Below are 24,301 nucleotides of genomic sequence, written 5' to 3' on the forward strand. Positions count from 1 at the left end.
CTTCCCATTGCTTATATTTTCTTGTTAAAGAAGGCTTGGATCAGTTCATGGAAACTGTCTTTCTTCTCAAGCTGCGCCCAGTGTCCGCACTGGCCAAAGACATGCAGCTGGGCTTTTTTCAAATGCTGAGCCAAATAATAACTCGAATCGACCGAACATACTTTATCGTTCAGGCCGTGGACAAGCAGCACTTCGTTTTCGATGCGGTTCAGCGCCACAACCGGTACAGGAACTGCCGCTGTAGAGAAGATCGAATCGTTCGAACGGTGGACTTCGGGCTGCATCGCTGTTTGATAGCGGACATCCAGAATGCTGTCGATGACCGGCTGCATCGCTTTCTCATCGTAGACAAACCAGCCCATGATCTGCTTTAGTTTCTTTTTGGAAGGATTGTCATAAAACCCTTTTGCCCGGGCAAGTTCAAAACTGAGTTTCGTATTCGGCGTGCCTCCAGGCCCCATCAGCACGATTTGATCAAAACGTTCCGGATACTCAAGCAGCAATTCCAGCGCAATCGAACAGCCCAGTGAATTGCCGACCACATGCACTTTTTCAAGCTTCAAGTGGTCCAGCAGTTCGATCGTCTGGCTGATCCATTGATCCATCCATTCCTGGCGGTTTTTCAGCGGCTCGTCTGGATGGCTGCTTTTTCCGAAGCCGTACAGATCCGGTGCCAGGCATTGAAACTGTTCTCCCACTTCTTCGAGTGCCGGCTGCCAGTTGGCGAAAGCGGTCACTCCTGGACCGGAGCCGTGCAGGAACAGAATCGTTTGTTCGTTCTGTTCGCCGGAGCGGTTTAAGTATGTAGCAAAATTTTCTGTCTGGACAATTTCCTGAGTTACTGCATTTGTTAATAAAGCCATTATTTTTGCCCCTTTCTATCATCGAGATTAATGAAACTATAGAATTATTCTTTTATATTCCGCTTCGGACGCTTTGAGCGAGACGGAGCTGGAGAAGCTCTCTTAAAAAGAGAGAATCATTTGTATAATTTTTTTGATAACCGCTACTATTGATATGACACAAAACAGTGGAGAAAACCAACAATTTTGTGGTAATTCCACTGTTATAAATTTGTAGTTCATCTAATATCATTTTGTAAATTTCAAACATTGAACCATCACTATGCTCATCCTATTTCTTCACAAGGCTTCAATCGTCTCTTTGACCAGCTCTTTGTTGGTAATGCTGTCTCCCCAGTACGTATTGCCGAAAGCGCGTTCACTTTCATGCCAATGAATCGGCTCCCAGTCCGGTTCGAAGATCAGATAGCTGCCTGTAAACAATTCCACGCGGCAGCCGCTGCCTGGATCCGTCACGTATAAATACAGGGCTTGGGAAATGGAATGCTTGCCCGGACCGACAAAATCAAAATTGTTTTCCCGCAAGATGTCCGCTGCGCGCAGAATATCCTGTGAGTCGTCCAGCCAATACGAGATATGATGCAGCCGCGCTTTTGTCGGCGTCTCGGGACGCGACACCAGTGCCACGTCATGGACCAATTGCGTTACGCTCATCCAGCCGGCCAGTATATCTCCAGCATCGTTCGCTAAGAACTCGCGCATTTTAAATCCGAGTATGTTCTCCATAAAGGTATAGGTGTCAGACGAGTCCGCCGAAGTATGGAGATTGACATGATCCAACCGGCGGGGCGATACGCCTTTTGCCCAGGATTTATAGGTCTGGTTTTTCAGCACAGACCTGCGGTGTTCATCCACCGGGGGCCGCTCCACATCGTAGTAAAGATGGAAAGTATGTCCGCTTGGCACTTGGAATGCAACGGAAGATCCGATGCCTGGAGTCGCCCAGGCTTCTACATTGTTAGCTGGAACGCCGTTAGCTTCGAGAAGTTCTTTAAATCCTTGGACGTCTTCTTCCTTCTTGGTCCGCCAGCCGATATGCTTTACATATCCGCGGTCGCCTTGTTCAATCGACAAAGTATGATGCTGGAAATCTCCCCAGGCCCGCAAATAATGGACGCCGTCTTTTTTTTCGGTCTCTTCCAGGCCGATGACGTCTTTAAAAAATACGAGCGATTTTTCTAAATCTGCTGATACCAACGAAATATAGCCCAGTTTTGCAATTTCCGGTTTCACTGAAAAACCTCCTTCTGACTTCCCAATTTGTAAGCGCGTACATTTACGTTAATAGCGTACGGCGTTTGATTCGAGCCCCGACAATACCCGCCCATAGTTTTCAATGGTAATGATCGGCGATAGGGAGCGGTGGGAATGCAAAACGAGAAAGTCGAGCAGAATGCGCTGCATCGGATGGCCGTTATAGGCAAAGCCGGAGCCGCTTGCTGACATCAGCAAATCCATCGCTTCTTTCAGCAATTGGTTGGCATAGCCGATATCCGCTAAAGTTTTTACGCGTTCATGGCGCCCCATATATTCTTTTGCTTGGGCACTGGCATCCAAAGCGTCGGCCACTTTATAGAAGAAAATCTCAGCCGTTTCAATTTTCAATTCCGCTTCCGCAATAATGGCATGCGTGCTTGCCGCATCTTTGACAAATTCAACGCCCATATGCGCCGCGCGTCGGTTTGGCAAACCTTGCTTGAAAAACTCCATTGCTGACCGAAGCATGCCCACTCCAGGCAATCCAAGCGAAAGAATCAATGCCGGGAAAAGCGCCGTATGGTACAGCGGAATGTTTCTTAAATGCGAGGATTCAAAATCGCCGTCAAGCGCTTTGACGAACGATGTACAGCGGTGGTCCGGAATAAAGACATTATGCATTTTCACGCTATTGCTGCCGGTGCCTTTTAGTCCCATGACGTTCCAGTCGTCCATGATTTCCATTTCGCTGAACGGAAGTGTCATTAGTACCTGGTCGACCATTTTGCCTTCTTCGTTGATGATCGGCATGCCGAAATATCCCCAAGTGGCGTGCTGGGATCCCGAACAGAACATCCAAAATCCTTCTTCGATCAAATAGCCCCCTTCCACTTTTTTGGCGATGCATTTACGTGGCTCGTAAACTCCGGCAAACAGCACATTGTCTTCATTTTCCCCGAAGATTTCTTCATGGGTCTGCTCGCTGAAGGATTCAGCTACCATCAATTCACGGATGGCACACAAAGCCACAATCCAGCCCGTTGATCCGCAGCCTTTTGAAATTTCAACAATCGCTTCGCTGTAAGTGCGCATATTTTGTTCCTGGCCGCCGTACTGCTTAGGGCGCAGCATTTTGAACAAGCCCAGCTCTTTCAATTCATTCATCGTCGCTTCAGGAATACGGCCAAGCGCGTCTGTTTCCGTTGCGCGTTCTCTTAATGAAGGTATCAGTGATTTTGCTGCTGCTACGACGTCTACTTTGCTTTCCTTTTGGATAACAGGATTCATATTGGGTCCACTCCTCTGATTCTTTTTCTTGCTACCCTTAATTTAAAGAAATTTCAGAATCATTTAAAGATGAAAAACCATTCGATTTCCTGCCTTTTTCCAATAAAAAATGTTAGTTTTTATCGAAAGAATCGTCTTTTTCATTTCTTTTCCGTTAATTCTTTTTGTTAAATGCCGTTCCCTAATGAAATCAATGAAAAATTGCTTCCCTCTTCTAGGCATGGCTCATTCCACAAGTCCCTTACTGTCATTCGTTGTTCCCAATAAAAATTGAAAAAAGGCTAACCCAAAAGTCTTTTTCGACTTTTGGGTTAGCCTTAAATAGAGTTGCCATTTAAAAAGTTCTAGACATCAATATCGCCCAGAATCTTCAATGCGTCAAGCATCAGCAGGAGCTCATATGCTGCCGCCGGATTGCGCAGTTCTTTGTTCAGCAATTTCTCGATGCGGGTGATGCGGTACATCAACCCGCTCATCGACAGCGACAAATCGCTGATTGACTGCTGCAGATTGCCGCCGTTCATCAGGAAAACATACAAAGTTTTCAGGAGTTCATCCCGTTTGTGATCTTTCAGTTCAAAGATCGGTTCCAATTCTTTTCTGGCAATGCGCCGGATGGTTAGCATATTTTTGGAATTGATCAGCGAACCGATGATGCTGACTTCTTCGAAAGAAGCGATTTTTTCAGCCGTATTCAAGCGCAGTGCGACTCTGGATTCTTCCAGCCCTTCATCAATCGTCTCGATGGACCCGTGCTGGCTGCTCATGCCGACTTGGAACGCGATATGCCGATGTTCATGGCTTAAATGCTTAAGGATATTCTCCAGCATATAGTTGAGCCGGTCCACTTTCGGCAGCAGCATGACAATCGATCCTTCGTATTCGGTGATGAGGATTTTATAGCTTTGCATTTCTAAATAGCGTGTGATCGATTGGATGATCTGGTCCAGCAGCTCCACTTTGGAGACATCCAGGTGTTCGGAAGTGCATTTCAAGCTGGCGATGAAAAAAGGTTCCTTCAAATCGATGCCCATATAATAGCCCCGGTAAACAATGCTCGGAATTGAAGTATATTGCTTTTGCAGCAATTGTTCAAAGAAATACGCCTTGATGTTTTCGACCGCTTCCAAACTGGTTTTCTCATTCAAAAAGTAAAGCGCTGCCGACGTCGCGGCACGTTGGATAAACATGGTTTCATTTTCAGCATCTGCCTCTTTGTCCAGATAAAAAAAGGTGATATAGCCAATCGGCTTTTTCTGGACAATAATCGGTGACACGAGGCGTTTATGGGCTTTTCCTTGAATGACAAAAGTTTTGTCATAGGACGAATAAAGGATTTTCCCGCTTTTGGTTTTATTGATGGAGTTATAGAAGTCTTCACTAAAAGTCTTGTACTGGATTTCGTCAATCCCCCGGTAAACGCGCGGATGGAAATTCAAATCTTCAATGGAAACTGGAATGTTCAAGGTGTCATAGATGGTGCTGATCATTTCCTCTATCGAATCACCATCCGACAGCCTTGTTGTCAGTGTGTTATGGAAGGTGGAAGCTTTCTCAATGAAATCTTTCTGTTCCAGCAGCTGCTCATACGTAAAATTGAGCTCATCGATAAAGCGGCTTTCCTGATACAGCTGGATTTCTTTTTGCATGTCGGCATCGTCCCAATCTTCCTCGGGCCTCATTTCAAATGTACAGGAAGCGTCTCCTTTTCCTCTGCATTCGATTTCCCGAAGGAAAACGCGGCGCCCAGTAATCGTCGAAGTGAAACCGCTTCCAAATCCGGTCAAAGTATGGCATACCGGACAATTTGAAATGCCGTGGTTTTTCACATGTTCAGCCACTTCAAAGGAATCCAGCCATTCTCCTTTTGCTGAAATTCTTGTCACTTCCCCGTTCTCATCCACAATCACTTCCCGATTGGATATCAGACCGGAGATTTGCCCGGTTTCGTAATGCAGCGCTCCGGCTTTTTCCAGCATTTCTTCGGTCGTGCCTCCAACTTTCAGAACATCGATTGCATGGGCTTTCCCGAGATTCCATCCATATTTGAGCAAAAACGACTTGGCCCGCTGAACTCCCAGGTTTTCAATCAGTTCTTTTCTTAATAACCCGAAAGTGGCAGAAGTCGTCGAGATTTTTTTATCTTCCATTTGATCGAACGTTTCCAGTTTTCTCATGAAAATCCCCCTTGTGGCTATTATGGTCTCTGAGAATACATACTCCATAACTTTTATCCCATTCTCTTTTGTAAAACATAATAATTTTATGCTTATATGGATTATACAAAATAAACAGAAATATTTCTCATTTATTTTCAAATGGTAGCTCCACAGAGAAAACACCTCCAGCCCAAAGCCGGAAGTGTTTCTGCCAAGTCAGATATTAATGCCTGCTTTAACAGATAAACCGTAATCCAAGCCAGCATGGATCTCGCTTTCCTGATTGTAGAACGCGCGCAGTTTTTTCACTGCCTCTTCCGGCGGCTTGGCATTAAAGAAACCTTTACGGGTCATCGTGACGCCTGAATTCACTTTTAAATCGGTTAAGCTTTCACACATTTTGATACCGGCCGCAAAAGAATCGACTACCGGCACATCGCCGATCCGGGAAATGCCGTGTGCAGCCAAAAAGACATTCAGCGGACCTTCACCCGGTACAATGACATCAGCCCCAAGAGCGATGGCTTCCTCCGCACTGGCAATAAAGCTGTCAATGACCGGCTGTGGATTTTCAAAACCGGCCAGCACATCGTAGAACCCGATCGACGTCTGGACAATCGGTCCGAGTTTCCCGCCAAGTCCGTAGCGTTCGGCGTTGCTGCGCAATTGGTCCGCCAGCGGTTCCAGGAAATTGACGATGCCGATGCGGTCTCCGAGCATCGACGCAATATGGAAAGAAGCCTGCCCGTAGCCAATCACCGGGATGTCAACCAATGCCCGCGCCTCCAGCAAACCGACGTCCGGAATCGTGCCGATGAACATGCAATCGTAGCCGGCGCTTTCGGCAATCAAGGCGTTGCGGATAAACTGTTCTTTGTGCAGGTTCTGCAAATAGGAATACGTGATAAAATGGCCGGGATAATCGCTCGGATAAGTTTCACTGGCCATGCCGTGCAGCACAACTTCTACATCCGGGCGCGCGACTTTCTGGATATGGCCGATGACCGCATCCCGGTAAGCCGGCACATGTTCGATCGATGTCAAACTTTGATGCCATATTTTCAACACATCCATCCCCCTAAAGTACAGTTTGTTTTTGTAATGCGGCTTGAACGGCTATCCTGCCAAAAATAGCGGCTTTGCCGAGAGAACTCCCTGTCATGTATCCTGCGCCGTGGAATCCTCCTGCGATTTCGCCGGCCGCATACAGTCCTTCAATCGGTTCATTGAACGCATTCAACACTTGCGCGGATGGATCGACACTGACACCGGCATAGGTGGCCAGCATCGCCACGGTTGTCCGCATTGTGTAAAACGGAGAGTTGCCGATCGGCGCCGGCGTTCCGAAATGGTGCGTCAATGTGCTGCGGCCGAATTTTTGGTCGCCGCCATTTTGGATATCGCGATTATACTCATTTATAGTAGATTTCAACGATCCAGCGGGAACTCCCATAATTTCCGCCAGCCCTTCAAGCGTATCCGCCTTTTCGATTAAGCCGAGCGCCAGCAGCTTGTCAAAGTCGTAAAGGGCGTCGCCTGGAACGCCCTGATCCATAATGGACTGGTCCCAGACCTGGTACGTGATGCCTTCCGGCTGAAGCAAGGCTTCCGAACCGATCAGCTTGTAAGAAATCGATTCGTTGACAAAACGCTCCGCGAATTTATTGATGATGATGGCGCCTTTGTAAAATGCCAAAGCTTGTGATTTCCTTGGTCCGTCTGCACTCGGATGAAAGCCATATGTCCCTTTTAAATACGGGAAATCACGCAGCCAGGCCCCTTGTTCACTGGCCAGCTTGATGCCGTCTCCGACATTTCCCTTGCCGCCGATGCGGATGGCACCGGATAAATGCGGTGCGAAGTTTTGGAGCAAGTCTTCGCTTCTTGAGAAGCCGCCTGACGTGAGCAGCACACCGTTCTCAGCCGTCGCGGTTTCCGTTTTGCCGGCATGTTCAAAAATCACTTGTGAAACACGTCCATCTTCATCTTTACGCAGCCGCTTGACGGACGCCCCGGTTTTAAATGACACAGTGCCGGATTCGGCAGCCGCTCGGTACAAAGCCGTAATGGCCTGCTGCGGAGTGATGGTGTGGCCCCGCGGAACGCTATGTCCGCTCACTGCCTGGACTTTATGAAACTCCACTCCCTTAGAAACAAGCCATTCATATGTTTCCAACTGGCGCTTGCCGTATGCTTCCACCAATTCGGTTTCATTCTTGCCTTCACCGACTGCGAGCATGTCGTCAACCAGGAAACGAGATTCATCGTTGATGCCTTCTTGGTGCTGGAGATCGGTTCCGGCGAACGCCATATAGCGCCCGCTGAGCAGTGAACTGCCGCCGAAATCCGCTTCTTTTTCAAGCACGAGGACAGCTGCTCCCTGTGCAGCCGCTTCCGCCGCCGCACACAAGCCCGCCATTCCCGCCCCGACAATGATCAAATTATACGTTTCTCCCATAGGCTTTACACTGCCTTTGAAGTTAATTCGTTCAACACCTCTAAAGCCGCTTCACAGACTTGCATATCGTGGGAATAATGGCCGCCGCTGACACCGATGCCGCCAATCAATTCATCATTGATTTTGATTGGATAGCCGCCGCCAAAGATTACTAATCGCTCTGTATGGACCAAGCCGTGCAACAACGGCGGATCGTCTTTCAAGCGGTCATACCATTCGTGGGTGGCACGGTTGTACGTTGCTGCAGAAAATGCTTTGTTCTGCGCAATTTCCAGGCTTAATACCGGCGCATTGTCCATTGCCGAAAAAGCTTTCAAGTTTCCGACACGGTCGACGATGGCGATGCTGAAGGGAATGCCCATTTCTTTGCCTTTTTCCGCCGCTGCTTCCAGTAATTTAGTGGCTAATGCCAGGCTGATGTTTTTCGACTCGATTGCTGTGATGAATTCGCTAATGATAATCTACCCCTTTTAGTTTGTTTGTGGTGTAACTGCGACCGGCTGGCCATATCCGAACGCTTCAATCGAAGAAGCGGTGACGGCTTTCATTTTCGGTAAACAAAGATCTACGATGACGTGTGCAATATCAACCGGCTGCAGCCAGCTGGATTTGTTGACGCCTGCGCCAAGCACCGCCATCATCTGCGTATCGACGGGCCCCGGGCAAACGGCGTTGACCCGGACGCCGTACGGCTTCAATTCTTCGCCGAGCGCTTTTGAAAAACCGATGATGGCATGTTTGGATGAAATATAAGCGGAGCGGTTCGGGCCGCCTTTTGTGCCCCAGATGGACGAAATATTGATGATGACGCCGTCCCGCCTTTCGATCATTTCCGGCACGACCGCTTTGCTCAAATAAAACGGCGCGTGGACATTGATGTCATGGACCCATTTCCATTCTTCCACGGACAATTCGGTGATCGGCTTCATGCTCATGACGCCGGCATTGTTGATCAGAATGTCAATTTTTCCGAAGCGCTGCTTCACTTGTGCAATTGCCTGGTCCACAGCCGCTTCATCGCCGACATCGCAAATGACGGCGATGGCTTCTAAACCATATTGATGGTCAATTGCCTGGACGACTTCGTTGCATTCTTCTTCGCTTCTGGCGCATACGGCTACATTCGCTCCGTATGATGCCAAAAGCAGGCAAGTTTCCCGCCCAATTCCCCGGCCGCCGCCTGTGACGAACGCCACTTTTCCTGTTAACATCGGCTGCACCTCCTTGATTTATGAATAAGTTTTCACCGTTGAAGCGATATACTCGACGGCATGTTCCCCGGCCCGTTTTCCGAATACGAGGCTGCGCAATACCGATGTACCGCCCGGGTATTTGCCGTAGTACAAACCGGTCATTTCGCCGGCTGCGTACAATCCCGGAATCGGCTCATTGTCGTTGGAGACGACGCGGCCATGGATGTCCGTCGCGATGCCGCCGTTCGTGAAGACGTTGCAGCAGACAATCGGATAAGCGATAAACGGACCTTGGTCAATCGGAATCGCCCAATTGGATTTTGGCGGCTCAATGCCGACTGCCTGCTTGCCGTCTTTTACATTCCAGAGAAATTGCCCCGGCTGCACGGCTGCATTAAAGTCGTCGACCGTCTTTTTCAAGTTTTCCGGATTGATGTTTAACTGCTCAGCCAAACCTTCAATCGTGTCGGAAACAATCGGCGGTTGTTCCGTTTGCAGCGCTTCTTCGTAATTCGGGATATCGTACATTTTCTGGTCCGTAACCATGTACGCGATATGCCCCGGCTGGTCGTAGAAGATTTTCCGCGCCACGGCTTCATACTGCTCATCGATCGTCGCTTCCCCTTCATCGGTAAAGCGTTCTCCGTGCTGATTGACCAGAATGGCGTAGGGATAGGTCATGACGCCGGCTTCTTCGCGTTTGCTGCGCGGATCCACCGGTTCGGCATGGAATGAGTCCCATTGCCCGGTCGCTTTCGCGCCTAATTGCTGCGCCATGCGGATGCCTTCACCTTTGTTGTAATAGCCGCCTTCCGCAACCGGCGGAATCTTGTGCGCGTCGCGGCCGATATACTGGGCCATCATTTCCTGGCTCCCTTGGAAACCGCCAGCTGCCAGAACCACGGAATTCACTTGTAAATTGATGGAGTCCCCGCCTTTGATGCGGATTTTCAAGCTTTCCACGGCGCCTTCTTCACCCAGTTTCAAATCCCAAGCTGTCGCTTCGTAAATGATTTCAACATTCAGTGCGCGTGCACGAAGCGACAAGGTATCGATCAATGCCCGTCCGCCGCCTACCGGCAGCAACCGGGGTTTGGAAGCGGTCAAGAACATCGTCGGCAAATAGCCGAATTCGACGCCTTTCGATTCCACCCAGCGCAATGTCGGACCGGCTTCATCGTATAAAGTCTCGATGTAAGCTCGGTCGGAAAAATTATCCGAAAAGGCCAGCATGTCTTCTTTAAAGTTTGCAGCTGGCTGGTCGATGTTTTCCATGCGCATATAAGCAGCCGTCCAGCGTGAATTGCCGCCGCGGTTATCAAAATCGGCCCGTTCAATAATGGCAATCCGGATATCTTTGTTTTGTTCTTTCGCTTTTTCCGCCGCTGACAAAGCCGCTGCTGTTCCTGCTGCTCCGCAGCCAATGATGGCGATATCGTAATCCACTTCTCTTGTCATCGTTTCGGCGCCTCCTCTGCTCTATCAAATTCAAGGTACTCTTTTTCCCATTGTTTGATTTGCTTCAGTTTGAAAAGTTCTTGCCTTTCTTCCCATGTACAGATCAAATCGTGGATGTTCTGCTGCGAATGTTCCTGCTTCAGAACACGCAGGCTTTCCTGTATCCCTTTGATGGCGGAACGCAGCACCGTATTGGCGCAAAGCATGATCTGGAAGCCCATCTCTTCCGCTTCTTCCAGCGAGACGAGCGGTGTACTGCCGCCTTCCACCATATTGATAATATGCGGAATGTCCGGCACGTTTGCGGTAATTTCAAGCAGCTGTGCGATTGTTGTCGGCGCTTCCACAAAAATCACATCCGCCCCCGCTTCTTTATAGGCGTTGGCCCGTTCCAGCGCTTCGCCCATGCCGTAGACGGCCAGTGCGTCGGTCCGGGCAATGATGGACAGGTCGTCTTCTTTCCGCGTATCCACCGCCGCTTTGATTTTGTAGACCATCTCTTCTTTTGAAATGACCTGCTTGCCGCCAAAATGGCCGCATTTTTTCGGCGCTACTTGGTCTTCAAACTGGATCGCAGATGCACCGGCACGTTCCAGCTGTTTCACTGTGCGCATCAAATTGATGGCGTTGCCGAATCCGGTATCCCCGTCAACGACGATCGGCACATTCGTCACGTCCGACATCCGGCTGACCACATCCGCAATTTCCGTGACAGCCGTTAGCCCAACATCCGCCCATCCGAGCTGGGCATTGGATATTCCCGCACCCGTCGCATAGATCGCGGGAAATCCGGTTTCTTCTATTAAACGCGCCGTCATGCCGTCATACGCACCCGGCAGAATAAATGCATTTGGCTGCTGAAGCAGCGCTTTGAATTGTTTGTTTTTTGACATCCAACCATTCCTTTTCTCTTTAAGTCATCAAACTGAACGCGGTTTCTTCCACTTCTTTATGCCATTTGATCGTCATCATTCGGTCCGAGATAAACCCGACGCGGTTGAAATTGATCTGCTGGTCAGCGGTCACTTGCAGAATGCCGACAATTTCCCGGTCATGGCATTTCACTGTGGCCACGTATTCCCCCCGTGCCGGCAAGGTGTATTGCGGCAACAAGCCGTTTTCCGGACACCATTCAATCGTGTAAGGCTCTCCAAGCAAATTTTGGATAAATTCAATATCGCCGACTGCCAGGCTTTCGCGGATGCGGGTTGAACTGATTTTGTCGCCGCACAGTTCCACTTTTGCCACTTCGGTCACGCCGTAATTGCCGCTGCCGTCTGCATAAAGCGTATTGACATTGCCGGCGCCTTTGGACCCGTACGTATAGTCATAGCCGCAAACCACGTGTTTCGCATTAAGTCCGACCAAATACTGGCCTGCGAATTGCTGCGGGGAAAGAGAAGCGAAATCCAGGCTGAATTCTACAATGAAGAACCAATCGACGCCCAGTTGCTGAAGCCGCTGCTGCTTTTTCTCCAGAGGCATCAAATACTCGACCTGTTTTTGCCCTTTTGACAACACGCTTTTCGGATGCGGGAAGAAGCTCATGACCGCTAAAGGCAGCCCCAGTTCATCCGCTTTTCGGCGGGCCGTTTCAATAACGGTCCGATGGCCTTTATGGAGTCCGTCAAAAAATCCCAAAGCGATGACATGCGGCGGAAGCGTCTCTTGGCAATGCTGCAGATTGGCGTGATTGATTTCGATTGTTTTCATAGGATTTCGCCTCTTTTCCTTATTTTGCTTCGATCGTGATATTGTTCAATTCCTTGTCCTGGACGGTGTCTCCCCAATACGTATTGCCGAATGCCCGTTCTTTCATCGTCCATTCCACCGGTTCCCAGTCCGGTTCGAATATCAAGTAGCCGCCTGTGAACAATTCAACGCGGAAGCCGCTGCCCGGATCCATGACATACAAGTAAAGCGCCTGCGAAATGCCGTGTTTGCCTGGACCGATAAAATCGATATCGTGTTCACGAAGAATATCGGCAGCCCTCAAGATATCCTGGGAATCATCCGACCAATACGAGATATGGTGAATGCGCGCCGGCGTCGGCAAGGCTGGCTTTTGTGCCAGTGCAATATCGTGGACAAGTTGGGTAACGCTCATCCAGCCAGCGATCACATCGCCATTGTCATCCCGCAAATACTCCCGCATATTAAAGCCCAGTTGCTTTAAAAACTCGTAAGTGATGCCCGCGTCTGTGGATGTATGGATGTTGACATGGTCGAGTCTTCGAGGGGACACGCCTTTTGACCAGGATTTATACGTCTGGTTTTTCAAAATCGACTTCCGGCTTTCTTCGACTGCCGGGCGCTCGACATCGTAATACAACTCGAACGTGTGGCCGCTCGGCAGTTTGAAACGGATCGCTTCGCCAATGCCTGGGGTTGTCCCGGCTGCCAAGGAATCAACTGGAATTCCGTCCTGCTCTAACAGCTCCTTGAAACCTGCTACATCTTCCCGGTTTTTTGTCCGCCAGCCGATGTATTTCACATGGCCGCTGCCGCCTTTTTCGATCGATAAGGTATGGTGCTGGAAATCACCCCATGCCCGCAAATAATGGACGCCGTCGATTTCTGTTGTTTCTTCGAGGCCGATCACTTCTTTAAAGAAATGCAGTGATTTTTCTAAATCTGGTGTAACCAATGCCACATAGCCTAATTTCGCAATTTCCGGATTGCCCATTTCATCCCCGCCTTTTGTATGCGTTTACAATTAATTTAAAGAATTTGTTGAATATACTGAAATATTACACAAACAAAAACTTACATACTAGAGTAGAAATTATTCGATTACAACGTGATTTTCCGTTAGTTTTTGTTAGTTTTTAATTTTTGAGTCATGCGACTCATGAAAATAAAAACACTGAAAAGATTTCTCTTTTCAGCGCTTTTGCTTATCTATGGAATTTTACTGGCATTAATATTGCTTAAAGAGCTTTCTTAACCGCAAAACTTTGAGCGACATCATAGATCAGATCTTCCTGTCCGCCGACCGCTTTCATGCGGCCGAGTTCCACCAGGATATCGCGTTCATCGACACCGAATTTCTTGGCCGCCGTCTGTGTGTGCAGCAAGAAGCTCGAATAGACACCGGAATAGCCCATGATCAATCCCGATCCCGTGATTTCCTGCGGGCGCTGCATAAAAGGCGCCACGACATCGTTCGCCACGTCCATGATTGAATACAGATCAATGCCGGTCTGGTAGCCGAGGCGCTCAAGCACCGCAACCATGACTTCGGTCTGCGTATTGCCGCTGCCTGCGCCGAGTGCGCGCAAGCTGCCGTCAATATATGTAGCTCCTGCTTCGACTGCTGCAACTGTGTTCGCCATGGCCATTGACAAATTATTGTGGCCATGGAAGCCGATTTCGCAGGACACCGATTGCTTCAAAGCGCTGATGCGCTCGGTGACTTCATGCGGCAAGAGATACCCCGCTGAATCCGTCACGTAAATCACTTCGGCGCCGTAGCTTTCAAACAGCTTGGCTTGTTCAACGATTTTCCGGACGTCAGCCATATGCGCCATCATCAAAAAGCCGACCGTTTTTAAGCCAAGTTCACGGCCAAGGGCAATATGCTGGGCTGCCACGTCCGCTTCCGTGACATGCGTCGCCACGCGGACCATTTTGGCACCCGCTTTCACCGCGTCCTGCAGATCCTCCTTGATGCCGATGCCCGGAATCAGCAGTACGGACACCTTCGAGTTCTTGCAGACGCCGGCAGCCGCTTCAATCAATTTGAGTTCATCCACTTTTGATAAACCGTATTGCAAGGATGAACCGCCTAGGCCGTCTCCGTGCGAAACTTCAAAATAATTCACGCCGGCCCGGTCAAGCCCTCTTGCTGTATCGATCACTTGCTGTTCGGTAAACGCATGCTTCATCGCATGGCTTCCATCGCGCAACGTGACATCTAAAATTTCAAATGATCGCTGTGGCATCTGTATTCCCCTCCTACACTTCAGCGGCTGCCAGCTGTTTCGCAAGTTCGTTTGCTACTTTGGCCGCGGCGGCTGTCATAATATCCAGATTTCCTGAGTAAGGCGGGAAGAAATCGCCTGCCCCTTCCACTTCTAAAAACACCGATACTTTCCGTCCGTCAAATTGCGGTGTTCCGCGCAGACGGTAACCCGGCACGTAGCTTTGCACGTCCTTCACCATGTCATGAATCGAAGCGATAATGTCTTCTTCTTTCGCTTCTTCCGCAATCAGTGCGTGCACCGTATCGCGCATAAGGATCGGCGGTTCAGCAGGATTCAATATGATGATTGCTTTGCCTTTTTTGGCCCCGCCCACTTGCTCGATTGCCTTGGACGTAGTCCGCGTGAACTCGTCGATGTTAGCACGGGTTCCCGGTCCCGCACTTTTGCTTGAAATGGTTGCCACGATTTCGGCATATTCCACCGGAACGACACGGTTGATGGCATTGATAATGGGAATGGTCGCCTGGCCGCCGCACGTCACCATATTCAAGTTCGGTTCTGCAAAATGCTCGTTCAAATTCACGGTTGGAACCGTAAACGGCCCGATGGCGGCCGGCGTCAAGTCGATGACTTTTTTGCCTGCTGCGACCAGTAATTCGCTATGGTGTTTGTGCGCTTTGGCAGAAGTGGCATCAAAGACGATATCCACTAACTCCAAACACTCCATCAATCCATCGATGCCATCAGTGACCACTTCATAGCCCCGGTCTTTGGCGCGCTTCAGCCCTTCCGATTCCGGATCGATGCCGACCATGACGCTCATTTCGAGTGCGTCACTGCGTTCGATTTTATACATTAAATCCGTCCCGATGTTTCCCGAACCGATGATGCCGACCTTTAATTTCCTCATACTTTTTCACCTTCCCTTGCAAACGAAATGGCGACTTCGTCCAGTTCGCTGAAATCGGCTGTAAACACATCATCCGCTTCAAACGGAACCGCTTTCGACAAAGCGCCTGCCAGGACGAAATAACCGGCTTTAAGGGTGATGCCGTATTCCGCTACTGCGTTGGCCAGCCAAGCCACCGCTTTAGCAGGGTGGCCCATCACCGCTTCGCCTTTGGCCGAATCAAACACTTCGCCGTTCTTGTAAACGGTCATTTCAACCTCTGCCAAATCCACCGCGTCTGGGGAAGTTCTTTTCGTTCCGAGTATCGCACCTGCAGATGATCCATTATCGGCTACGGTGTCTTCGAATTTGAACTGCCAGTTTTCAATGCGGCTGTCGATAATTTCGATTGCCGGCACGACGTAATCGGTGGCAGCCAATACATCTTCCACCGTCACGCCAGGACCTTGCAGGTCTTCTTTTAAAATAAAAGCAATTTCAAATTCCACTTTCGGCTGGATAAACGCATCCATATTGACCGCTTTGTCTTCGGTGTAAACCATCGAATCCAACACATGGCCATAATCCGGCGTCCGGACATTAAACATGTCCTGCATCACTTTGCTCGTCAATCCGATTTTCAATCCTTTGACTTGGGCGCCCTGCTGCAGCTTTTTCTGGATCTGCAGCAACTGGATCCCGTAAGCATCCTCAACAGAAATGGCTTCTGCTCCGGATGTCAAAGGAGGGATCGGTGTCTTTTCCTGTTCAGCTTGCGCCAATCGGCTTGCCGCTTTTTGAATATCCATCCTTTTCCTCCTTTTTTATAGAACCGCTGTCTTTTCTGCCAAGGCGTGGTATTGGCCGCTGAAGAAAATCAATGGATTGCCTTCTTCCAGGCGGATGTCCAATACTTCGCCGATCAATAAGGTATGGTCACCTTCAATATGTTCCGCAACCACTTTGCAGCTGACTTGCGCCAAAGCGTTCGGGACGACCGGAAGGCCGGCCAGTTCTGCAAACTCAATTTTCGAGTCGTCTTTTAATTGGCCGGCGAACATACGGGAGTAGTTTTCCTGATCGGCGGCCAAAATATTGACTGCGAATTTCTGAGAAACTTTCACCTTTTCCAAAAAGCGCGCTTTGTGCCCAATGGATACGACGACCAGTTTCGGCGTCAATGAAACCGACATGAACGCGTTGGCTGTCATTCCCGCCGGCTCGTTTTCAAACTCTGTAGTCAGTACCGTGACTCCTGTGGTGAATTTGCCCATTGCATCTCGGAATAAACGATCATCCATGATAACTCCTCCTCTATTTTCGGTTTATACCTTAAGCTTTGATGGTTGGATTATTTTCTGTTTTGGTATCCGTCTGGTCACCCCAGTAAGTGAAGCCAATGTCCATTTCATCCAAAGTCCAGACAATCGGTTCCCAGTCCGGTTCAAAAATCAAGTAGCCGTTCGTGAAGATTTCAACACGGACACCGCTGCCCGGGTCGATGGCATAAATATACATGGCTTGTGAAATCCCGTGCTTTCCGGGGCCTTTGAAGTGAATGCCGTTCTCTTTCAGAATATCCGCTGCCCGCAGCAGGTCCTGCGCATTGTCCAGCCAGTAGGAAATGTGGTGCACTTCATTTGTTGAAGCAGCATTCGGATCGTGGCTGATGGCGATATCATGCACCAATGCGGTGACACTCAACCAAGCACCGACCAGACTGCCGTCTGGGGCCTGTACGCATTCGCGCATCTGGAAGCCTAATTTGTCCATCAGGAAATCTGCCAGTTCGTTTGCCGGCAAGGATGACAACAAGTTGACATGATCGATCCGGCGAGGAGAAATGCCGCGTGCCCATGATTTATGCGTCTGGTTTTTCAGCACCGAACGGCTCTTCGGATCCGCCAATGTCTTTTCCATTTCGTAATAGATTTCCAATGTATGCCCGCTTGGCATTTGGAAACGGAACGCTTTGCCTTGCCCGGCTTCAATGCCTTCTTCGTTCCAAGTGATGGGAGTGCCCGATTCTTCCAGAATTTTTGCAAAACCTTCCACGTCTTCCGGCTTCTTCGTGCGCCATGCAATATGGTCCAGCTTCGCTTCGTCTCCTTGGCGAATGGTCAAGGTGTGGTGTTCAAAATCACCCCAAGCACGCAAGTAATGGACGCCGTCCCGTTCTTCTGTTTCTTCAAGGCCTAAAACTTCTTTAAAAAACCAAAGTGATTTCTCAAGATCTGTTGATACCAAACCAAAATGCCCTAATTTTGCGATTTCTGGAATTGCCATTTGCGTTTCCCCCTTATGGTTGGTTGATAATATAAATATGATTAAGTAAGGTGTACTAAAAAAATTAACTTTGATATTCCGTTTCGGTCGCTTTGGGCATGGCTCCCGCCATGAGCCGAGAAAACCACTCGTCTCATAGCTAAAAACCTTCTGCTCCTGCATCGCTGCGCTAGCTTCGTCGCAAAGGAAATGCTCCAAAATGCTTTTGGATCATTTCCTTGCCTAGCCCTTGGGCGCGCCGGCGCTGGATAAGCATTCTATAAAAAAGTGAATCATTTAGATAGTCTCTTGATCCTCATTAACTAAGATATGGAGCAAAACAGCGGAGACGCCTGCGGCTAAAAACACATGCTCCTGCATCGCTGCGCTGCTTCGTCGCAAAGCTAATGGCCTTGCAAGCTACAGCCATTAGCTTCGCAGCTGTTTTGCGGAATATCTTTATTTAAACGAAATAAGTATTCGGTTCCTGGCCGCACATGACGCGTCCGTAGGTTTCGATCAAGCTGTTCGGTGTGATGAATCCGTGCAGGTGCATCGACAGGAAATCACGGTAGACCAGCTGGAACAAGTTGTTATTGTAGGAGAAGACGGACCCGGCGCCTTCGGTCATCAAGTCGATCGCTTCTTTGCAGAGCTGGTTGACGTAGCCGAAATCCGCCTTCATGCGAATGCCTTCTTCCATTGTCAGCTGCTTGCCTCTCACCGAATAGTCATCGAGCATATCAACCGCCCGGTACAGGTGAAGTTCAGCGGAATCGATTTTCAGTTGGGCTTGCGCCACTTGCAGGTGGGTAATCGGTGCTTCGCTCATTTTGTTGTAGAAGGTATTTCCGATCCCCGCTTTTCCGACGCGCTCCATATGAAGGTCAAGCGCTGCCTGCGCCAAACCTAATGCCGGTGCAACGATGGACAAAGTCAACGAAGGGACAAAAGGCGTCTGGTAAAGCGGCACATGTTTTAATGGTTCAATCATGTATTCGCCTTGTCTTGCCAAACGGTCGAGCGATACACGGTGCTCCGGAAGAAAGACATTTTCAACGCGGACGCTGTTGCTCCCTGACCCTTTCAAGCCCATGACATTCCAGTCGTCGAGAACCGTCACTTCGTGCCTTGGCAATACCATGATCGCCATTTCCATGCCGCCGTTTTCGTCAGCTACCGGGAATCCGAAGTAGAACCAGTCTGCATGCGGGCTGCCTGAAACGAATGGCCACTGGGCTTCTTTAATGAAATAGCCGCCTTCCGCTTTTTCGATTTCGCATTTGATTGGTTTGAAATTTCCGGCCAAAATGACGTCTTCTCCAGGGCCGAAAATTTCATCGAGCGCTTGCTGGCCGAATGCATAAGAAATCATGTAGTCGCGGATGTTGCTTAGCGACACGAACCAGCCGGCCGAACCGTTGCCGCGGGAAATCTCCGTCACCACTTCCGTATAAGTCCGCATATTCGTCTGATGTCCGCCGAAAATCTCCGGACGCAGCACTTTCAATAAGCCATTGCTTTGAAGATCTTGGACCACTTCATCCGGTATTGCGCTGTTGCGGTCAATTTCAAAACTTAGTTCACGCAATTTCGGAATCAACGCTGTACCGTTTTCGACCAGTGTTTGTTTAATATCAGTCGCCATTTGAGTCAATATAGCCACGCCCCTTATTTTTTATTCATTTGAATAACCATCCCAGTTGGTTAGCAGTGGTTAAACTTGATTGAGCACTTTATTGCGGTCAAAGAAATCATGCGTCAATTTTATAAATTGCTCTTTTTGTTCGATTTGAGCCCAGTGGCCGCAGCGTTTGAAAACATGCAGTTCTGCGTTTTCCAGATAATCCATGACATATAGACTGCTTGCCAATGGAACAAAGCGGTCCTGGTGGCCGTGGATCAAAAGAAATTCATGCTTCATGCGCTTTAAAGCGGATGGCGGAACCAGCATATCCGATAAGTGGGTGTTCTTGAAATTCGCTTCGTAAGAACGAAGCACTTCCGGACGGTTAAACAATTCCATGCGCTGTTCCACAATGGCATCAAGTTTCTCTCCCATGCCCGTCGTGTCGTAAAGGAACCAGCTCAACAAATTGCGCAATGATTTGGCGGTCGGATCTTTATGGAAATTTGCCAGCTTGCTGAGTTCAGGTGTCGGTTCAGTCAAACCGCCGCCAGCCCCCATCAATACGATGCGGTCAAAGCGCTCTGGTGTATCCATTGCCAGGAATAAAGATATGACCCCACCGAGTGAGTTGCCGACCAAATGCGCTTTCTCGACATTCAAGCGATCCATCAAATTCAAAATTTGTTCGATTCTCAAATTCATCCATTGCACGCCATTGGACGGATATTCCGTCGGATGGTCGGTCTCGCCAAACCCGACAAGATCCGGTGCTACGACATGATAGTCATTGGCGTATTGCGCGAGTACTTCTTGCCAGTTTGAACTTGCACTGGCTCCTGGGCCGCTGCCGTGCAGGAAGATGATCGTTTCGCTGTTGCCGGCTCCTCCTTCGTGTATAAGGGTTTCGTAAGTTCCTGTCTGGACTTTATATGTCTTGATTGGCATGTACATCTGCTCCTTCTAGCTAAAATTTTAGGTAATGCAAATATCGAAGAAATAAGCTTGAAAAATAGAATTCGCTATCTTTATGACCAAATTAAAATTCTAATATTTTAGTTGAGCTATTCTTTGCCATTCAGCTGGTGGTGTCAGCCGAACATTTCGTTTCAGCTTCCAGAATTAAAACGCTTACATTTCGAAAATGAAGATTTTCTGTTTAAGATTCTGGTCCTCCTTCCTGCTTTTCCTTTCAGCTTGCTTTGGTTCTTGATTTTGATTCTATGCGCAAGATCTGTAGTTTTCAATCTATTTTGAAAACTCAATAAATAGTTATTACATTCCTTTTCGTTTTCTGTATAAAACTTACGGAAAACGGATGTCTTTTTCGTATTTATGCATTCACATGCGTGTATTTTTCGGTAATAAATTGCGCAACTCGCATCAAATGCTTCCGCACCAGCAGCTCGGTCAGTTTGGTATCGCGGTCTTTTAAAGCGTAGTAAATCATCCGGTGTTCCGCTTGCGATTGCTCCCGGTTGCCGCCTTGAAACAATTCATCGGAGATATTGACGTAATTCAAGTAATCCCAATTGATTTTATTGGTCCGGAACGCAAAATCGTTATTGGCTGCTTTGCAGATGATCGTATGGAATTGTACGTTCAGCGCTTCGTAGTCGTCAGCGGCTACCCCCGGAAACTCCATCGCTTCGAGCACTTTCTTCAATTCCTCCAACTGCAATTCGGTGATGGACCGGGATGCCTGCTCGGCCAGGAAAACGTCAATCGCGACACAGAGCTGCAGCCGATCCTGGATTTCTTTCGGCTCCGGGCGGCGGACAAAAACGCCGACTTGCGGCGTAATTGTGATATAGCCTTCTCTTTCTAATTGCGCCAATGCCTTGTGGACCGGCGTCCGGCTCATATTCATTTCTTCTGCCAGCCCGTTGATGCTGATCGATTCCTGCATCGAGAACTTCCCTTGGACAATCATATTTTTGATGGTTTTATACGCCTGTTCTTCTTTCATTTCGATTCCTCCATTTTCAAAGCTAATATTTTAGTCTCGGTAAAAAATAAAATTTTCAGATATTGTAGTCGAACTATAAGGGGCAATTGTTTCTTTTGTCAATGCCCTCAATTCGGAACTCGGCAATCTAAAAAGGCTGCTGTTTTCTTTGCTGATTTGAATCAATTTTGATTTTCTTATGAAAAAAATGATTGTGAGAAATTTTTTGGAAGGATAGTATGGAACTATTATTTGGAAAAGGAAGTGGTGGAATTGACGTTAAGCACGGAATGGATCCAGGCAATCCGCATTCGCCAAAAGCAAGGGCTGCCTGAAAAGATTGCCGAGAAGACAAAACTGCATATAAAAGATACCGTTGCCATTTCTTTAGCTGCTCAAAAACGTGCACCCACCGCTCATCAATCCATGTTGGCGATGGCGATGGGCGCAAGCGGCACCGGAAAAGTCATCGGCAGCCCTATGCGGTTGCCGCCAGGCCATGCGGCTTTTTGCAATACCGCTCTGGCGCATGCCTTGGATTTTGACGACATCAATGATTTGGCCAGAATTCATCCGACACCCATTTCTTTAGCGGCGGCTTTAGCTGCCGCCGATGCAGGCAAACCACCAGCCATCGATTTGGTGACAGCCGTAGCGCTTGGAAATGAACTTCTTTGCCGGATGGGCAAAGCGATTGAACCCAAGGGCGTCGGAGCGGATGCGAATTGGTTCTTGAGCCAGCTGTTTGGTTATTTTGGGGCAGCGATTACTGCCGGACTGGTGCTTGGATTGACTGACGAGGAACTTCGACATGCCATCGGGCTTGCCTATATGCAAGCCGCCGGCGGGAAAGAAGCAGGCGTTGGAACAGGGTCGCAGGCGCGTTCCATCTATCCGGCGTTCGCTTCGATGGGCGGTGTTCAGGCGGCATTATTGGCAAGTCAAGGCGTCACGGCTCCTTCGAGCAGCATGGATGGACCGACTGGATTTTTCCGGATCTATTTCGGGCAAAATCTTGCAGAGTCCCAGCAAAGCATCCTGTTGCATACAGAAACATGGGCGTTTGCTGACACTTCCATCAAACTTTTTCCCAGCTGCCGTTATTCGCATCCTTTTATCCAAGCAGCACTGCTGCTTCGCGGCAAAACAGAAGCACAAGAAATCAGCAGAATTGTCATCGGCGCCAACGAAACTGCCGCGATGCTTTGCCGTCCTTTGGCAGAGCGTTGCCGCCCCCGCACCTTACAGGATGCAAAATTCAGCATTCCCTTTATGGTGGCATGTGCACTCGTCCACGGCCGAGTGGATTTAAACAATTTAACCGAAAAAGCATTGGACGATTCCAACGTTTTACAGCTTGCAAGCTTAATTGAAATAAAACCGGCCCAAGATAACCTTCCAGGTTTGCCGCCGGGCGATATCCGCATATTCACAAAATCGGAAGAATTTCATTCCGTCTATAGCCTGAGCCCGGATACCGATCCAAATGCCGTGAAAGACAAGTTTGTTCAATGCTGTTCGGCTGCAGAAATCACTCTTCCTGAAGCTTTATGGGGTCAACTTACGAAGCAACTGGATTATGATTTAGCAGATGCTTTAGTCAATTGCTACAAATAATGGACGCCAAAAAAGCTGCAGCGGTGTAAAAACCGGTGCAGCTTTTTTATATTACTTCTTAACAAAGAAAGGTTTTGTTGTTTGCCGTTCGATTAACTCTACTTTTTTCTTCACATTCCGAAGCTCAGAATTCTTGCCGTTTATGCTTTGAAGGAGCAGTGAAATCGCATCTTTCCCGAGTTCTTTATTAGTAGCGGAAGTGCCAATGGAAGTTAGTTTGTTATCTAGATGGCTCGCTTCTGCGGAATTTCCGATTCCGATAATGCTGATGTCCTTTGGTACATCCAGACCGGCAATCTGCAAAAACTCCACCAATTGAATGGCAAGACTGTCGGATGCTGCTACAATCGCAGTCGGCTTTTTCTTAAGCACCATCAAACTTTCAAAAGCCGCATAAAGCGATACTTTGTCCTGTTTCGTAACCACTAAGCGCTTTTTTCGGATTTTATGGTTATTCGCCTGCAAGGCATGGACAAAACCAAGGAGGCCGTCCTTATTCATTTCGGAATCGAGCGGCCCGCCGATCCAAGCAAGCTCTTGATGTCCGCTGTCAATGAAATGACTAGCTGCCAAATATCCGGCTTCTGAATAATCCAAAGAAACCGAAAAGCCGTTTTCCGAATAGCCTTCATTCAGCAGAACGAATGGAATACCGGACTGTTTCAATTTTTTAGCAAGCCCTTCCTCGATCGACATGGAAGAAACGATGACGCCAGCGGTTCCCTGGGCTGCTAATTCATTGTATAGCGCTTCTTTGCCGCTTGCAGCGAATACATGAATATTCACCAGCATCCCTTGTTCTGCAGCACTATTCACAATTTCCTGCATAGCGCCCTGATAGATGATCGGGTCGTTTGCGGATGCTAAAATTCTGATGGTATTGGCTGCTTTCAGTTCTTCTATTTTTTCTTTCGGTTCAGCCGAATAGCCCCATTCAGTGATCGCGGCCATGACTTTGTCGTAAGTTTCCTTTTTGACTTGATCGGGTTTATTCAGCACTCTGGAAACGGTTGTTTGGGAAACTCCTGCATATTTTGCGATTTCTGTCGTTGAAACCATGAAAACATCCTTTCTGTCTTACATTTATTCACTGGTTTATGTATACTCTTTAACCATACCACGTATGAATGCGGGATGGTTGACTGATTTTATTTTATTCATAAAAATTTCACCTGCACTTGAATGAATTATTCATATGAATCACAATAAAAAGCTACATTCTCTTTGTGAGGAATATGGCTTGGATTTGTTTTAAAGTGAATTATTCAAATGACTTCATGATGTTGCATTTACTTAAGTTTACAGCAGAATCCCCTGCCTTCTGCTGTAAACATGAATGGTTCGGCAATGTACCAAGAAAAGAGGCCTTCCCAAGGGTGATTCTCCTTGGAAAGGCCTCTTGCCTCACTTATTT

At 48.5% G+C, this 24,301-nt stretch carries 22 protein-coding genes; 1 reads left to right on the forward strand and 21 read right to left on the reverse strand.

All coding sequences use genetic code 11. The annotated features are described in order from the left end of the window. Positions 1-11 precede the first annotated feature (11 nt). From QWY22_RS10405 to QWY22_RS10500, 20 genes are all read right to left on the reverse strand, one after another. Positions 12-863: an alpha/beta fold hydrolase gene (locus tag QWY22_RS10405; RefSeq protein ID WP_300980816.1), complete on the reverse strand. Its 852-nt coding sequence runs from the start codon at positions 861-863 to the stop codon at positions 12-14. 279 nt (positions 864-1,142) lie between these two features. Then, positions 1,143-2,096, reverse strand: a complete 954-nt coding sequence (locus tag QWY22_RS10410) for a VOC family protein (protein WP_300980817.1) — start codon at positions 2,094-2,096, stop codon at positions 1,143-1,145. A gap of 48 nt (positions 2,097-2,144) precedes the next feature. Continuing rightward, positions 2,145-3,347 carry an acyl-CoA dehydrogenase family protein gene (locus QWY22_RS10415; protein WP_300980818.1) on the reverse strand — a complete coding sequence of 401 codons (1,203 nt, stop codon included), beginning with the start codon at positions 3,345-3,347 and terminating at the stop codon, positions 2,145-2,147. A 344-nt stretch (positions 3,348-3,691) separates the two neighbouring features. Continuing rightward, a complete protein-coding gene (locus tag QWY22_RS10420; RefSeq protein WP_300980819.1) occupies positions 3,692-5,524 on the reverse strand; it encodes a V4R domain-containing protein in 1,833 nt (610 codons plus the stop codon). 198 nt (positions 5,525-5,722) lie between these two features. Next, positions 5,723-6,574 carry an aspartate/glutamate racemase family protein gene (locus QWY22_RS10425; RefSeq protein ID WP_300980820.1) on the reverse strand — a complete coding sequence of 284 codons (852 nt, stop codon included), beginning with the start codon at positions 6,572-6,574 and terminating at the stop codon, positions 5,723-5,725. Between the two features lie 10 nt (positions 6,575-6,584). Next, on the reverse strand, positions 6,585-7,964 hold the full coding sequence (locus QWY22_RS10430; RefSeq protein WP_300980821.1) for an FAD-dependent oxidoreductase: 1,380 nt from the start codon (positions 7,962-7,964) through the stop codon (positions 6,585-6,587). Positions 7,965-7,969: 5 nt separating this feature from the next. Further along, on the reverse strand, positions 7,970-8,419 hold the full coding sequence (locus QWY22_RS10435) for a GlcG/HbpS family heme-binding protein (RefSeq protein ID WP_300984377.1): 450 nt from the start codon (positions 8,417-8,419) through the stop codon (positions 7,970-7,972). A 15-nt stretch (positions 8,420-8,434) separates the two neighbouring features. Further along, positions 8,435-9,175, reverse strand: a complete 741-nt coding sequence (locus tag QWY22_RS10440; protein ID WP_300980822.1) for an SDR family NAD(P)-dependent oxidoreductase — start codon at positions 9,173-9,175, stop codon at positions 8,435-8,437. An 18-nt stretch (positions 9,176-9,193) separates the two neighbouring features. After that, positions 9,194-10,615 (reverse strand): FAD-binding protein, encoded by a 1,422-nt coding sequence (locus QWY22_RS10445; RefSeq protein ID WP_300980823.1) that lies wholly within the window; start codon positions 10,613-10,615, stop codon positions 9,194-9,196. Beyond that, the gene (locus QWY22_RS10450) at positions 10,612-11,508 is read right to left on the reverse strand and encodes an isocitrate lyase/PEP mutase family protein (protein WP_300980824.1); all 897 of its coding nucleotides are present in this window, start codon (positions 11,506-11,508) and stop codon (positions 10,612-10,614) included. The genes QWY22_RS10445 and QWY22_RS10450 overlap by 4 nt, the downstream gene beginning before the upstream one ends. Positions 11,509-11,527: 19 nt before the next feature. Continuing rightward, positions 11,528-12,328, reverse strand: a complete 801-nt coding sequence (locus QWY22_RS10455) for an FAD synthetase family protein (protein WP_300980825.1) — start codon at positions 12,326-12,328, stop codon at positions 11,528-11,530. A 19-nt stretch (positions 12,329-12,347) separates the two neighbouring features. Continuing rightward, positions 12,348-13,301, reverse strand: coding sequence for a VOC family protein (locus tag QWY22_RS10460; protein WP_300980826.1), 954 nt, complete (start codon positions 13,299-13,301; stop codon positions 12,348-12,350). 244 nt (positions 13,302-13,545) lie between these two features. Next, entirely contained in the window at positions 13,546-14,559 is a 1,014-nt protein-coding gene (dmpG, locus tag QWY22_RS10465; protein ID WP_300980827.1) for a 4-hydroxy-2-oxovalerate aldolase, read from the reverse strand. Between the two features lie 13 nt (positions 14,560-14,572). After that, positions 14,573-15,451 carry an acetaldehyde dehydrogenase (acetylating) gene (locus tag QWY22_RS10470; protein ID WP_300980828.1) on the reverse strand — a complete coding sequence of 293 codons (879 nt, stop codon included), beginning with the start codon at positions 15,449-15,451 and terminating at the stop codon, positions 14,573-14,575. After that, a complete protein-coding gene (locus QWY22_RS10475; protein ID WP_300980829.1) occupies positions 15,448-16,239 on the reverse strand; it encodes a 2-keto-4-pentenoate hydratase in 792 nt (263 codons plus the stop codon). The genes QWY22_RS10470 and QWY22_RS10475 overlap by 4 nt, the downstream gene beginning before the upstream one ends. 15 nt (positions 16,240-16,254) lie before the next feature. Continuing rightward, positions 16,255-16,731 carry a flavin reductase family protein gene (locus tag QWY22_RS10480; RefSeq protein ID WP_300980830.1) on the reverse strand — a complete coding sequence of 159 codons (477 nt, stop codon included), beginning with the start codon at positions 16,729-16,731 and terminating at the stop codon, positions 16,255-16,257. A 31-nt stretch (positions 16,732-16,762) separates the two neighbouring features. Continuing rightward, positions 16,763-17,716, reverse strand: coding sequence for a VOC family protein (locus QWY22_RS10485; protein WP_300980831.1), 954 nt, complete (start codon positions 17,714-17,716; stop codon positions 16,763-16,765). 442 nt (positions 17,717-18,158) lie between these two features. Beyond that, on the reverse strand, positions 18,159-19,343 hold the full coding sequence (locus QWY22_RS10490) for an acyl-CoA dehydrogenase family protein (protein WP_074510330.1): 1,185 nt from the start codon (positions 19,341-19,343) through the stop codon (positions 18,159-18,161). A 69-nt stretch (positions 19,344-19,412) separates the two neighbouring features. Continuing rightward, complete coding sequence (locus tag QWY22_RS10495; RefSeq protein ID WP_300980832.1) at positions 19,413-20,270, reverse strand: alpha/beta fold hydrolase; 858 nt, start codon at positions 20,268-20,270, stop codon at positions 19,413-19,415. 385 nt (positions 20,271-20,655) lie between these two features. Next, positions 20,656-21,291 carry a GntR family transcriptional regulator gene (locus tag QWY22_RS10500; RefSeq protein ID WP_300980833.1) on the reverse strand — a complete coding sequence of 212 codons (636 nt, stop codon included), beginning with the start codon at positions 21,289-21,291 and terminating at the stop codon, positions 20,656-20,658. 252 nt (positions 21,292-21,543) lie between these two features. Here QWY22_RS10500 and QWY22_RS10505 point away from each other — a divergent pair, with 252 nt between their 5' ends. Next, positions 21,544-22,887, forward strand: a complete 1,344-nt coding sequence (locus QWY22_RS10505) for an MmgE/PrpD family protein (RefSeq protein ID WP_300980834.1) — start codon at positions 21,544-21,546, stop codon at positions 22,885-22,887. A gap of 51 nt (positions 22,888-22,938) precedes the next feature. On the opposite strand, the gene QWY22_RS10510 is transcribed toward QWY22_RS10505, so the two are convergent. Then, the gene (locus QWY22_RS10510) at positions 22,939-23,946 is read right to left on the reverse strand and encodes a LacI family DNA-binding transcriptional regulator (RefSeq protein WP_300980835.1); all 1,008 of its coding nucleotides are present in this window, start codon (positions 23,944-23,946) and stop codon (positions 22,939-22,941) included. Positions 23,947-24,301: the final 355 nt, after the last annotated feature.

Source organism: Planococcus liqunii, assembly GCF_030413595.1.
Lineage (GTDB): Bacteria > Bacillota > Bacilli > Bacillales_A > Planococcaceae > Planococcus > Planococcus liqunii.